Genomic DNA, 12,806 nt, shown 5'->3' with positions numbered 1-12,806 from the left:
GCCCGGATGCTGCGGCGGCGCTATACTTATACGGTTTGAAGTACCTGTACCAAAAGGAGCTGTCGTGTCCCTTTCCATCGGTATCGTGGGCCTGCCCAACGTGGGCAAGTCGACGCTGTTCACCGCGCTTACCAAAAAGACCGGCCTTGCCGCCAACTACCCGTTTGCCACGATCGACCCCAACGTGGGTATCGTCGACGTGCCCGATAGCCGCTTGCAAAAGCTTGCCGACATCGTTAACCCGGGTCGCATTGTGCCGGCGACGGTCGAGTTCGTCGACATCGCAGGTCTGGTGAAGGGCGCTAACGAGGGCGAGGGCCTGGGCAACCAGTTCCTGGCCAACATTCGCGAGACCGACGCCATCTGCGAGGTCGTGCGCTACTTTAAGGACCCCAACGTCATGCGTGAGGTGGGCCGCACGGGCGAGTTCGTCGATCCCGCCGGCGATGCCGACACCATCATGACCGAGCTCATCCTGGCCGACATGGGCACGCTCGAGAAGCAGCTGCCTAAGCTCGAGAAGGAGGCCAAGCGCGACAAGGAGCTCATGCCCAAGTTCGAGGTTGCCAAGCGCCTGCTTGCCTGGCTCAACGAGGGCAAGCGCGCCGCATCCATGGAGATGACCGACGAGGAGCGTGCCGCCGCCAAGGGGCTGTTCCTGCTCACCATGAAGCCCATCCTGTATGTGGCCAACGTGGACGAGGATATGCTCAACGACGATCTGGCGCCCATCGATGGTGTCAAGCCGCTGCCCATCTGCGCCAAGATCGAGGCAGAGCTTTCCGAGCTCGATCCCGAGGACGCCGCCGACTACCTGGAGAGCCTGGGCCTGGAGCAGCCCGGCCTGGACGTGCTCGCTCAGGCTGCCTACAAGCTGCTCGGCCTGCAGTCGTTCTTTACGGCCGGCGAGATGGAGGTCAAGGCCTGGACGGTTCGTCAGGGCGCGACCGCCCCGCAGGCCGCCGGCGTCATCCACACCGATTTTGAGCGCGGCTTTATTAAGGCCGAGGTCATTGGCTACGACGACTACATCGAGCTCGGCGGCGAGCAGGGCGCCAAGGCCGCCGGCAAGTTGCGTATTGAGGGCAAGGACTATGTCATGGCCGATGGCGACGTCGTGCACTTCCGCTTTAACGTGTAAGGACGACGCATATGTTCAAATATGGCAAAAAAGCTGGCTACATGGGTATTGCGCTGCTCGTACTTGCGGTGATTCCGCTGGTGGTCGCAGCGTGTGTTATCCCCAACATTGGCCCCGAGGTGGCAACGAAGTTTAACGCCGCCGGCGAGGTGACGCGCTGGGGTAAGAGCTACGAGCTGCTGGCACTGCCGGTACTCAATCTGCTGCTGAGCGTGGCGACGTACTTTACGGCGGGACGCCAAGCCAAGAACAATGACGACTCCGCCGCCATGGCGCGCATCGTGTGCGAGCGCTACCTGCGCAACGGTTGCATTACGGGTGTGTTCCTCAACGTGATCAACGTTTACTTTATGTACTCGGCGATTACCGGAACGGGCTTTGGCTTTGGTTTCTAGCTTGTCCTTTTAGGCAACGAGTCTGCACATATATTCGATAGCTGCTGCGAGGCCGCCGCTCGATCGTGGTTTAAAGACCATGTCGGCGGCGGCCTCGTTTTCGTATCCGGCGCCGCGAAGGGCGAGTGCGATACCGGCTTCCAGGAGAAGGGGCAGACCGCGTTGGCTGGTTGCGATCACGGCAGCCTGATTGAGCGAGCAGCTGTGCGCCTGGCATTGGATAGCAAGTTCACCTTGCGCCGGGCAAGGGACCAGAACGGCGGCGACGCGACTTGATAGCAATGCAAATGCTGTGCGCTCATCGGGCGAAAGGCATTCTGATTCAACGACGACGAGCTTGGGCGGCGCGCTGTTTGTGCGAGGCGTGGCTCGGTACATGCGGACCGAAGAACCCGACATAGAAAACTCCTGTGTATTCGGCAAAACGTAAACTATAGTTTACGTTTATGTTCGGCTCCATTTCAAACTCGGCTGCATGGACGAACGTGCGAAACAGATTCTTGGTAGGCGGGTCGAAGAGACACGCAGAGACCTTGGTATCTCCAAGGTTGATTTTTGTGTGGCGACAGGAATCAGCCGACCCTACCTCGACCGAATCGAAGATGGGACGGCAAATTTCACGCTCAAGGTTCTATTTAAGATCGCACCCGCACTCGGTATGACGGTGTCAGAGCTTCTTGAGGGTATCGAATAGGGGATACCCGCCGACAGCTGAATTACGCCATCGGGATGCGGTCGTGGTTGACTTGGCTGTAGAACAGACGCTGAATCTCAGCCGCATCGCGTGACTGGCCGAGCGCCCACATGGTTTTGGCCACGAGCGTCTCGGTGGTCATGTCATCGCCGCGCAGGATGCCCGGATGATCGGCGTAAGCGCGGCCGACCTCATAAACGCCCAGATCGAGGCCCTCTTCGGGGACCTGTGTGGTCATGACGACGGTGCGACCCGAATCGACCCAGCGGAAAATCGCCTCCTGGAATGACTCACCGGACTCGCCAAACTCGGGGATACCGCCAATGCCAAAGGTCTCAAGGATTACAGCATCGTAGCTATCGGCTAGGGCGTCGAGGATGCCCGGGTTTACGCCGGGCGTAAGCTTGAGTACAAATACGCGCGGGTCGATGCTGTCGTAGAAATGCACCGGGTTTTCGTCCTGATGCGTGCCGTGAAGCCCGTTGCGCACGATACGGTCATTGCGGATGTAGGCAATGGGCGGATAGTTGACGCTAATGAATGCGTTGAAGCTCATGGTGCGCTGCTTGCGGGCGCGCGTACCGGCAATGGCGACGCCGCCAAACACAATCGACACATCGTGCGAATGCTCGTCGAGTGCATAGAGCAGGCTCTGGTACAGGTTGAGCTTGGCGTCGGTAAAGGGATTGCCCATGGGCTTTTGCGAGCCGGTGAGCACGATGGGCTTGGGGCTGTCCTGAATCAGGTAGGAAAGCGCTGCTGCGGTGTAGCTCATGGTGTCAGTGCCGTGCAGAATCACGAAGCCGTCGTGGTCGGCATAACCCTCGACAATGACGTCGCGGATACGCATCCAGTCGCTCGGGCGCATGTTGGTGCTGTCGATGTTCATGGGCTGCACGACGTCGAGCTCGCAGAGCCCCGAGATCTCGGGGACGCTCTGGGCGAGCTCCTCACCGGTCAGGGCGGGGGAGAGGCCGTTGCCGTCCTCGGTCGATGCGATGGTGCCGCCCGTGGCGATGAGAAGGATGCGCTTCATGCTGGTATTCCTATCGTATTTGCCGCCGCAGAGGCGGAGTCGTTCGGCAGTATTGTGGCACAGGGCGTCCAATGTTCAAACGTATTACATCATCTGTAACGTTTGAAAACACTTCAATTGCCGTCAAATAAGGGCCCAGGTCGTGCGTTTGCCGTGCGCTGATGGCTGCGAGGGGCGAGAAACCCCATATAACGTGTACACTATGGAGGTTATTTTCGTTCATTCACGCGGGTGGGCACCGGCTCCCCGCCAACAAGAGGGGGAACCATGGATCAAAAGGCTTCCGCAAAGGTCCTCGTACTCGACTTTGGTGCGCAGTACGGTCAGCTCATTGCCCGTCGCGTCCGCGACCTCAACGTGTATTCCGAGATCGTCCCCTGCGACATCTCGGCCGACGAGATTCGCGAGATGAACGCCTCTGCGCTCATCCTTTCCGGCGGCCCGGCTTCCGTGTATGCCGAGGACGCTCCGTCTATCGATCCCGCCATCTTTGACCTGGGCCTTCCCGTCCTGGGCTTTTGCTACGGCCATCAGATCACGGCCGTGACGCTCGGCGGCAAGGTCGGCCACTCTGAGGTGGGCGAGTATGGCCGCGCCACCATCACGCGCACGGCTGGTGCCAAGCTCTTTAACTCTACGCCCATGGAGCAGACCGTGTGGATGAGCCACCGCGACGCCGTTTCCGAGGTGCCCGAGGGCTTTACCGTTACCGCCAGCACCGACGTGTGCCCGGTTGCTGCCATGGAGTGCCCCGAGCGCAAGATCTTCACAACGCAGTTCCACCCCGAGGTCAAGCACTCCGAGTATGGTCAGCAGCTGCTGAGCAACTTCCTGTTTGAGATCTGCGGCCTGGAGCCCAACTGGAGCATGGACAACCTGGTCGAGACCATGACGGCCGAGTTCCGCGAGAAGGTCGGCAACGACCGCGTGATTCTTGCCCTGTCCGGCGGCGTTGACTCCTCCGTCGTGGCTGCACTGGGTGCCCGCGCCGTGGGCAAGCAGATGACCTGCGTGTTCATCAACCACGGCCTGCTGCGCAAGGGCGAGCCCGAGCAGGTGGAGGAGGTCTTCACCAAGCAGTTTGACGTCGACTTTATCCACGTCCACGCCGAGGACCGTTATGCCGAGCTTCTGGCCGGCGTGACCGAGCCCGAGGAGAAGCGCCGCATCATCGGTACGCAGTTCTGGAAAGAGTTCTTCGCCGTGGCGCAGCAGCTCGAGACCGACGGCAAGCCGGTCAAGTACCTGGCCCAGGGCACCATCTACCCCGACATCATCGAGTCCGGCGCTCGCAAGACGGGCGGCAAGACGGCCACCATCAAGAGCCATCACAACCTAATCCCGTTCCCCGAGGGCGTGCACTTCGACCTCATCGAGCCGCTCGATCACTTCTTTAAGGACGAGGTCCGCGCACTTGGTCTGGCGCTCGGCCTGCCGGGTCATATCGTGTTCCGCCAGCCTTTCCCGGGCCCGGGTCTGGCCATCCGCATCATCGGCGCGGTCGACAAGGAGAAGCTCGAGATTCTCAAGAACGCCGACGCTATCGTGCGCGAGGAGCTCGACGCCTACAACCAGCGTCTGTTTGAGCAGACCGGCGAGCGCAACTCCGAGCACAGCTGCTGGCAGTACTTTGCGGTTCTGCCCGACATTAAGTCCGTGGGCGTCATGGGCGACGAGCGCACCTATCAGCGCCCGATCATCCTGCGCGCCGTCGAGTCCAGCGATGCCATGACCGCCGACTGGGCCAAGCTGCCCTACGACGTGCTGGCCCGCATTTCCGGCCGTATCGTGGCCGAGGTCCCCGGCGCCAACCGCGTGTGCTACGACATCACGTCCAAGCCGCCCGCGACGATCGAGTGGGAATAGTAAATAGCCCTTTGCGAGGGAGGTCGGAAACGGCCTCCCTCGTTTTTTATTTGCCTGCCATGGGCGCGTGTGTGCTGTGGTGTATGTGGTACATGCAAACCAGCCACGCAATCTCTCAAGCTGTTTAGCTGGGATTATTGTTTGCTGGTATTTTTTAAAGTGTTTTCAATTACCGAAGCAACGCCATCAATTTATTTCAATTAATGCTGACCGGCAGATCGCGTCCGCCCGCAAGAGGCCGCTCGGACTGGTACTCAAAATGTACTCACGACGTTTTGAGTATCGATTTGCTGGTACTCGCAGACGGTAAAAACGACTGTCTACCTCGATATATTCGTTATCCCCAACGATTCGTCAACGAATACTGACTAGTGATTGAGTGATGCATGGCTCAAATTTGCATACGTAATTACGTAATTACGTATTCTGAAGTAAAATGATTTCGGTCAATTAAGGAACGTAGAACGGGTCAATTCGGAGGGGCGATCATGGAGGAAGATCAGGCTGTTCATGCCGAAAGGGAGCTAGATAAGTTCACGCTCTCGATAACCCGCGAGGATAAGCGGGCTCTTAAGTCCTATGCCGCGCGCCAGGATAAGACGGTGGCTAAAGTCCTGCGCGAATGGATTGACGAGAAGTGCAAGGGGGAGAAGTGATGTCTCAGACGGCGCAAGCGGTCGTTCAGAACCTTGTTGATCGCGCTGTCAAGCTGGGCGATCGTCAGCTCGCTGCCGACATCCGCGCCTTTGCTGCGCAGCGCCAGTTTGGGCTTGTATTTGAACACAACCGTCCAGAGCGACTTCGCCTTTATGGCAAGCCTATCATGGAGGGCGATGTCGTACAGGTGCTTCCCGAGCGTGGTAAAAAAGAGGACTCTAGCTCCCAACTGCTATGGTTGGTAAATGCCGTTCGGGGGGGGGGTTGCTGATCTAAAGCCATATCAATCGCCCTCATATGACGAAAACGATTGTGAGCCCCGCTCCGTTGCTGTCGACGATGTCGTGCCTGTTGCTGAATATGACCAGCCGATTTATGCTGGCCTCAAAGAGACTGGGCGTGTCGAGCGCGCTGGCGATAAGCCCTATCAAGTAGTCATTAACGGCGAAAACTACCATGCTCTTGAAACCTTGGCCTTTGCCTATGCAGGCAAAGTGGACTGCATATATATTGACCCACCCTATAACACTGGCGCCCGCGACTGGAAATACAACAACGATTACGTCGACGGCTCCGACGCCTATCGCCACTCCAAGTGGCTTGCCTTCATGGAGCGCCGCCTCAAGCTCGCCAAGCAGCTGCTCAACCCCAACGATTCCGTACTCATCGTGACGATCGACGAGAAGGAGTACGCAAGGCTTGAGCTTCTTTTAGAGAGCGTTTTTCCCAACGCGACCGGTATCCAGACGGTTTCAATCACCATAAACAAGAACGGGGTTGCCCGCGGCAACCAGTTCAAGAGAGCTGACGAGTACGCTGTCTTTTGCTTTTTTGGCACCGCCGCGCCGTGCCAAGTGGACCGCAGACTCTATTCCGTTGAGTTCGGAGAACTTGAGGAAAAAGTGGCTGATGACGCGTCGAGCAGCCGCTCCCAACGTAAAGTACGTTGGGAGTGGCTGCTGAGGGGCGGTCCCAATGCCGCTCGCACCGCAAGGCCGAACCTCTTCTATCCCATCTATATCGATGAGGAGACCGCGACAATTAAGGAGCTCGGCGCTTCTCTCCCCCTTGAACAAGACTGGACAAAGATACCGACAAAAACGGGTCTCAGGGCAGTTTGGCCTATTAGGACCGATGGCCGAGAGGCGACTTGGAGGATCTCCCAGAATGCTCTACAGGCCAAGCTTGATCGCGGGTGCGCAAAAGTAGGTGAGTACAACAAAAAGAGTGATCGGTACTCCCTCCTTTACCTAGGAGATTCCCAAGAGGAGCGTCTCAAGAATGGAGAAATTAAACTCATCGGCAAGGCTGAGGATGGGTCCTTGCTTCTCGAAGAGCAGGGAGAGCGCTCTGCCATTCCAACAACTGTTTGGAGTGGCACGCAGTTCTCTGCCGGTGAATACGGGAGCCGATATATCAAAAAGTTCATCGGCGATAGGCGCTTCACATTTCCAAAGTCCCTTTATGCGACCGAGCTCTCAATCGCTTCCGTTGTTGCCGACAAGCCCGACGCCCTTGTAGTCGATTTCTTCTCAGGATCGGGCACCACGGCACATGCCGTCATGCGCTTGAACCATCAGGACGGCGGGCGCAGGCGCTCCATCAGCGTAACGAATAACGAGGTCTCCGAGGACGAATCCAAAAAGCTCACCAAGCGCGGTCTTCGCCAGGGCGACCCCGAATGGGAGGCGCTGGGCATCTGCCAGTACGTTACCAAACCACGCGTCACGGCGGCCATCACGGGTAAGACGCCCGAGGGCGATTCCATCAAGGGTGACTACAAGTTCACCGACGAGTTCCCCATGGCCGACGGCTTCGAGGAAAACGCCGTCTTCTTTGACCTCACCTACGAAGACCCGGACGCCGTCGAGCTGGGCGTGGCCTTCGAGGAGATCGCGCCCCTGCTCTGGCTGCGCGCTGGTTCGCGTGGCAGCATCATCAAGCACGAGCAGCCGGGCTTTGCCATGGCCGACGCCTACGCCGTCCTCTTCGACTTTGCTTCGGTCGGCGCTTTCATAGACGCCGTCAAGCAGAATGCCAGCATAGGGTGCGCCTATGTGATCACGGACGACACGGCTCGATACGCCTCCGTCAAGGCACAACTGCCTGGGCTCGACGTCGTCCGCCTGTACGAGAACTACCTGCAATCGTTCAAGATTGCCGCCGAGGATGCGGTGAGGTAAACATGAGAGTCGAACTTAAGGATTTCCAAGCCGGTGCGGTCGCGACCCTGGCGAACAAGTTGCAGTCGATGCGCCGACGCTACGAGCAGGACGGCGAGCTGTCCTCGATATGCCTCGCATCTCCCACGGGGTCGGGCAAAACGGTCATGTGCGCAGCGACGATCGAAGCGCTCTTCTTCGGAGACGACGATCTGAGCCTCATGCCCGACGAGAATGCCGTCGTTCTTTGGCTCTCGGATTCCCCGAGCCTGAACGAGCAGACGAGCGTGCGTTTCTCAAACGTGGCGGACAAGCTGGCAGACAGCATCCTTGACAGGCGCCACCTGGTCACAATTACCAACGACTTCGGAGCCGCGCACGACATTCTCGAGCCGCGCCACGTCTATTTCCTCAGCAAGGACCTACTCAGTAAGAACGGCCTGCTCACCAAGGGTAGTGAGGCCAACTCCGGCCGCGTGTTCTGGGACATCCTTGACCGCACCATCAGGGACCCGGAGCGTAACCTCTATCTGTTCATAGACGAGGCCCATCGCGGTCTGGGGGCCAATGCCTCGAGCGAGCGCGGCACCGCGACGATCTACGCCAGCCTCATTGATGGGCTCGACGGCCGTGCAGCGATGCCCATCGTCGTCGGGGTCTCTGCCACGCCGCAGAGGTTCGAGGCGGCCATGGACCAGCGCGCCGATCGCGTACGTATGCCAAAGGTCGCTGTGACCCCTCGCGAGGTCCAGGAGTCAGGTCTGCTCAAGGACATCATCGAGTTGCGCGTGCCAGAGAAGGACGACCCGGTCGAGCACCAGTACCTCACTATGGCGTGCGAGCGCTATGCCCTGACTTGCCGCGAATGGGGCGAGTACTGTGCCCGTGAGGGCGAGAGCCCCGTCAACCCGCTGCTGCTCATCCAAGCGGCGGACAACGTGAGCAACTCGGCCCTGGCTGAGATGTGCGACCAGATCACGGGCCTGGTCCCCGGCCTTTCCGAGGCGATGTCGTTCGCCAACGTCTTCGGCGAGCATAAGGACATCGCGGCGGGAAAATACCTTATTCCCTATGTCGAACCCGAGTTCGTTCAGGACACCTCGCGCATTCGCGTGCTCTTCGCCAAGGAGGCTGTCTCCAACGGATGGGACTGCCCGCGAGCGGAGGTCATCTTCTCGCAGCGCAGGCGTTCGGACTCGACCTATATCGCACAGCTCGTGGGACGTATGGTACGCACTCCACTTGCGCGGCGCATCGAATCCGATGATCTTTTGAACTCCGTCGCCTGCTACCTGCCCCAGTTCAATCCCGAGAGCACTCAGGACGTGGTCGACTACCTCATGGGCCGCAAGGACGACATGGGCGAGAGCTCCATCGGCAAGCAGAACATCGTTCTCAACCCCGTGACTATCACGGCGGCTGCGCCCAAGTCCGAAGCCGACTACCAACAGGAGCTCAAGGCGTACGAGGAGAACGAGAAAGCCATCGAGGCGGCGCGGCAGGCACAACCCGGCTACCAGGCGCCGCTTGCCGGCATCGCGATTCAGGAGCCGTTGGACATGCAGGGAGCGCAGCCCTCGCTTGCCTCGGCGGTCAGGCCCGTCGACGTCCCGGCGCCAGAAGCGGAGCTGGCGCCTCAGCCCGCAACGGGCAACTACGTTGCAGCGTCTGCCCCGCAGCAACCTGCGACACCTGAGCCAAGTTCCGCACAGACCGAGCCGACCCAGCCCGTCTCGGTCGTAATACCCGTGCCCATGGCAAAGCCCAAGCCGCCCACCAAGCGCGAGCAGTCTTTCACGCATCAGGAGTGGCAGGGCATCCGCACAGCCTTCGATTCCATCCCCGTGCAGCGCATTCCGAAAAAGGCCAGGAACGAATTCCAGAGCCTGGTTAAGACGGCGACTCTGCTTGTCGAGACTGGCCTCGATGTCAATGCCGCGGCCGACGTGAAAAAACAGTTCGTCCAGAAGCTCAAGGGATACATCGTTGCTAACGAGGACGAGTACCGCGAAGCCAAACACGACGTAGAGGTTGCCGAGACCGTCAAGATCACGCTCGACAAGCTCAACGAGACCGAGGACCAGGAGCAGGAGGAGGCCCGCACGGACGCCGAGGGCCTCAGAAAGGCCGCCCGCGACGCCGACATGCATTTCACTAAGGAGTTTGCGAATGAGTATCGTCGCGCCAACTTCAAGGAGCTTGGGCGGCCCGGGTGCGACCTGCGCCTTGCCGCAGCGGTGCGCACGCAGGCCATCGTTGATGCGCTCGAGGGCTGGGCGGCTCAATGCCGAAAGGAATACTTCGATAAGGTCGATGGATCTGGCGATTATGACTACCTTAACGACGCGGCAAAGCAGCGCTACGACGAGCTGGCCCGTGAAACTGAGGGCAAGCGCCTCACAAAGATAGAGTGGCCCACGTCTACCAGCACGTCGGACGACTTCGCTAAATATCCGTGCCATATCGTGCAGAAAGAGGACGGCCTCTGCCCGCTCGACCTGAACCCGGCGGAAGACTATATCGTTAGGAACGAATTGGCAAAGAATCGCACGGTTGCCTTCTATCGCAATCCGTCGGGCAGCATGTCTGCTAAGGCGTTTTCGATTCCGTACATGTCTTCGGTGGGACGCAAGGCCCTGCATCCAGACTTCCTCTTCTTCGTGAAGGATGCAGCGGGCGTCATCAGGCCGTCCATCGTTGACCCTCATGGCGAGTTCCTCGGCGACACGCTAGCAAAGCTTAGGGGCTATGTGACCTATCTGCGCGATTATCCCGATGTGTTCAAGCAGGTACTCTTCGTCGGGGATATGGGCGAGGGCGTGTACAAGGTGCTCAACCTCTTGCGATCCGATGTGCAGGATGCCGTGATGGGCTACAGCGATGTCGACTGTAAGGCGCTCTTCTACGGCTCCTTCGCAAACGACTATCACTAGGATTGTCGGGATTTGCCTGGCGGGCGTCTCGGATCATATACAAGAACCGAATTAGTAAGGCTCGCTAAGGCGGCCGTCCGTTAGGGGCGGCCGCCTCTCTTCAGTCTTGACCAATGATTTCAAGCGTTTCGGTGGCATTCGTCGGTCATGACCTCGTATCCGTTACGTGGGTGGCACCTCCGCTACGCCGCGTCAAGGGGCCCATGAGACCCCGCACAAACCTCCGCTCCGCTCCGGTTGGTGGAGGTCGTCATGGACTCCCTTGACCCGTCTTCGCTCCGGTGCGGCTTTGCAGGGAGCAAAGCCGACCGACGACGCGCGGCGTCGCCATTCGGCTTTGCCCGCAAGGGCGAGATGTTCAGGGCAGCGTGCCCGGAAACGGAGGAAGACATGCAGGAGCTGATGACGAGGGAGATTGCGGAGGGGCTGCCGAGGCTCTATGAGCAAGACGGCGCGGAAGACCCCACGGTATACGTCCACTACTTCTCGTGCGTGAACGGATGGGACTGGTGGCTGCTCGAGTTCGATGGGACGGACGAGGCGTTCGGCCTCGTCGAGGGCTACGACGACGAGCTCGGCTACTTCAGCATCAAGGAGATGGCCGAGCTGAACCGCCAGATGGGGTTCGCCGCCGTCGAGCGCGACGAGCACTTCGAGCCGAAGCCGCTTAGCGCCGTCAAGGGGAGGTAGCTCCATGGAGATGGACGAGGTTGGCGCCGTGGGCAGATTCGGCAAGTACCCGGGCGGAGCCGTCGCGCTGACTGTCGTCGTCGAGTTTGAGTCGGGCGGCGAGGGCGGGGCGTTCGAGGTGGGTACTGCTCCGGAGGGGTCGCCCGAACTCGGGCGACTCGTCTCGGGCGCACGCGACGAGGCCGATGCCTTGGTGGAGGACGGGGGCGGATGGACTGCCGTCCGCATCGGATTCGGCGACGTGGAGAGCATTGACTGCGAGAGCGGCCGGACCGTGTACGTTGCCGGAGAGGGGTGAGGCGCATACGGAGAACGCGGGCATGCCATCGGCATGCCCGCGCCAGCTTTTCCGGGGATGCCTCGCGCCATCCCCGCACCCCTGCGCGCCAAGGGGCTGCTGCCCCTTGGAACCTTGCTTAAGGAAACTCGAGGGTGCGTGACGAGTTTTGGGATTTATGCGTTTGTCGTCGATGGACTCCTGTCTGGCATATACACGCTCTGACCCGGAATCCGGCTACGGACGCTATTTCGTGGCTCCGCAGCCCGAGCACTTATACCCAGTGGTCACAGTCTCATCCCATGCATCGCGCACCTGCACCTGCTCGTCATAGGCCGCTTGGTCGGTCACGGTCTCATAATACCCCTGCTTTACAGTCACATAGGTAGAGTGATAGCTTCCGCAATTACCACCATTCATAAGAGAGTTGTTAATATGCCCCCAAGGGTCAGACGTGATATCCGCACCGCACTGGTTGCAGATATAGTGTTCCTCCGTCACCGCGTCATGCCACACCTGATGTGTCACCGCATCATGATGGACGGTCTTATACTGCGCGTCGTGATGGACAGTCTTGGTCTGGGCTACCCAGTTGTGTTTGTGGGCAGCGGTCCCTTGCTCGGAGGAGCCTTTCGGTCCTGGTTTGGTGGCGCTCGCGGCATCGCCCCTCAACGACGTGGCGCCTGCACCCTTCCTCGTTGCCTCACCTCTGTTCGCGGAGGCATCCTCGGTCTGGTCGCCCTTCGCCGCCGGCTCGGAGGCTCCACTCGCGTCGTCCTGAGGGGCGGAACCGGCGCTTCCATCTTCTCCGGAAGCCTCCTCGGATTCCCGCCACGCGTGCGCAGCCGGCTCGCCTCCGGCTCCGTTTTCCGCGGGTGAGGCGTTAGCCCAGACGAGGGCGAGGAATGCGAGGAGCAGGATTGCCGTCGCCACAGCCGCGGCTTTCCGCGACGCC

Annotated in this window: 13 protein-coding genes; 10 read left to right on the top strand and 3 right to left on the bottom strand. The window is 59.8% G+C overall.

Translation table 11 applies throughout. The annotated features are described in order from the left end of the window. Nucleotides 1-64: 64 nt before the first annotated feature. Together ychF and PMX60_RS03675 are read left to right on the top strand one after the other, a co-directional pair. Nucleotides 65-1,141 carry a redox-regulated ATPase YchF gene (ychF, locus tag PMX60_RS03680; protein ID WP_035136922.1) on the top strand — a complete coding sequence of 359 codons (1,077 nt, stop codon included), beginning with the start codon at nucleotides 65-67 and terminating at the stop codon, nucleotides 1,139-1,141. 11 nt (nucleotides 1,142-1,152) lie between these two features. After that, nucleotides 1,153-1,536, top strand: a complete 384-nt coding sequence (locus PMX60_RS03675; RefSeq protein ID WP_089572786.1) for a DUF1648 domain-containing protein — start codon at nucleotides 1,153-1,155, stop codon at nucleotides 1,534-1,536. Nucleotides 1,537-1,545: 9 nt separating this feature from the next. Here PMX60_RS03675 and PMX60_RS03670 read toward each other — a convergent pair whose 3' ends face one another. Continuing rightward, nucleotides 1,546-1,935 carry a hypothetical protein gene (locus tag PMX60_RS03670; RefSeq protein ID WP_271746927.1) on the bottom strand — a complete coding sequence of 130 codons (390 nt, stop codon included), beginning with the start codon at nucleotides 1,933-1,935 and terminating at the stop codon, nucleotides 1,546-1,548. Between the two features lie 76 nt (nucleotides 1,936-2,011). On the opposite strand from PMX60_RS03670, the gene PMX60_RS10225 reads away from it, so the two are divergent. Next, nucleotides 2,012-2,230 carry a helix-turn-helix domain-containing protein gene (locus tag PMX60_RS10225; protein WP_035136926.1) on the top strand — a complete coding sequence of 73 codons (219 nt, stop codon included), beginning with the start codon at nucleotides 2,012-2,014 and terminating at the stop codon, nucleotides 2,228-2,230. A gap of 22 nt (nucleotides 2,231-2,252) precedes the next feature. On the opposite strand, the gene PMX60_RS03665 is transcribed toward PMX60_RS10225, so the two are convergent. After that, entirely contained in the window at nucleotides 2,253-3,266 is a 1,014-nt protein-coding gene (locus PMX60_RS03665) for an asparaginase (RefSeq protein ID WP_138375286.1), read from the bottom strand. 267 nt (nucleotides 3,267-3,533) lie between these two features. Here PMX60_RS03665 and guaA point away from each other — a divergent pair, with 267 nt between their 5' ends. From guaA to PMX60_RS03630, 7 genes are all read left to right on the top strand, one after another. Beyond that, the gene (gene guaA, locus PMX60_RS03660; RefSeq protein ID WP_117770017.1) at nucleotides 3,534-5,132 is read left to right on the top strand and encodes a glutamine-hydrolyzing GMP synthase; all 1,599 of its coding nucleotides are present in this window, start codon (nucleotides 3,534-3,536) and stop codon (nucleotides 5,130-5,132) included. Nucleotides 5,133-5,620: 488 nt separating this feature from the next. Further along, nucleotides 5,621-5,788 (top strand): hypothetical protein, encoded by a 168-nt coding sequence (locus PMX60_RS03655; RefSeq protein ID WP_158553195.1) that lies wholly within the window; start codon nucleotides 5,621-5,623, stop codon nucleotides 5,786-5,788. Continuing rightward, nucleotides 5,788-6,060, top strand: coding sequence for a hypothetical protein (locus PMX60_RS03650; RefSeq protein WP_199572798.1), 273 nt, complete (start codon nucleotides 5,788-5,790; stop codon nucleotides 6,058-6,060). Before PMX60_RS03655 ends, PMX60_RS03650 begins: the two co-directional genes overlap by 1 nt. A 73-nt stretch (nucleotides 6,061-6,133) precedes the next feature. Beyond that, nucleotides 6,134-7,972 (top strand): site-specific DNA-methyltransferase, encoded by a 1,839-nt coding sequence (locus PMX60_RS03645; RefSeq protein ID WP_271746926.1) that lies wholly within the window; start codon nucleotides 6,134-6,136, stop codon nucleotides 7,970-7,972. 2 nt (nucleotides 7,973-7,974) lie between these two features. Next, entirely contained in the window at nucleotides 7,975-10,884 is a 2,910-nt protein-coding gene (locus PMX60_RS03640) for a DEAD/DEAH box helicase (protein ID WP_271746925.1), read from the top strand. A gap of 252 nt (nucleotides 10,885-11,136) precedes the next feature. Next, entirely contained in the window at nucleotides 11,137-11,574 is a 438-nt protein-coding gene (locus PMX60_RS03635; protein ID WP_271746923.1) for a DUF2958 domain-containing protein, read from the top strand. Between the two features lie 4 nt (nucleotides 11,575-11,578). After that, the gene (locus tag PMX60_RS03630) at nucleotides 11,579-11,872 is read left to right on the top strand and encodes a hypothetical protein (protein WP_271746922.1); all 294 of its coding nucleotides are present in this window, start codon (nucleotides 11,579-11,581) and stop codon (nucleotides 11,870-11,872) included. A gap of 225 nt (nucleotides 11,873-12,097) precedes the next feature. Here the strand turns inward: PMX60_RS03630 and PMX60_RS03625 are convergent, their stop codons facing one another. Then, complete coding sequence (locus PMX60_RS03625; RefSeq protein ID WP_271746921.1) at nucleotides 12,098-12,784, bottom strand: hypothetical protein; 687 nt, start codon at nucleotides 12,782-12,784, stop codon at nucleotides 12,098-12,100. Between the last annotated feature and the right edge of the window lie 22 nt (nucleotides 12,785-12,806).

It is taken from the genome of Collinsella aerofaciens, from assembly GCF_028206995.1.
Classification (GTDB): Bacteria; Actinomycetota; Coriobacteriia; order Coriobacteriales; family Coriobacteriaceae; genus Collinsella; species Collinsella aerofaciens_AQ.
This window is presented reverse-complemented; position numbering and strand designations above follow the sequence as displayed.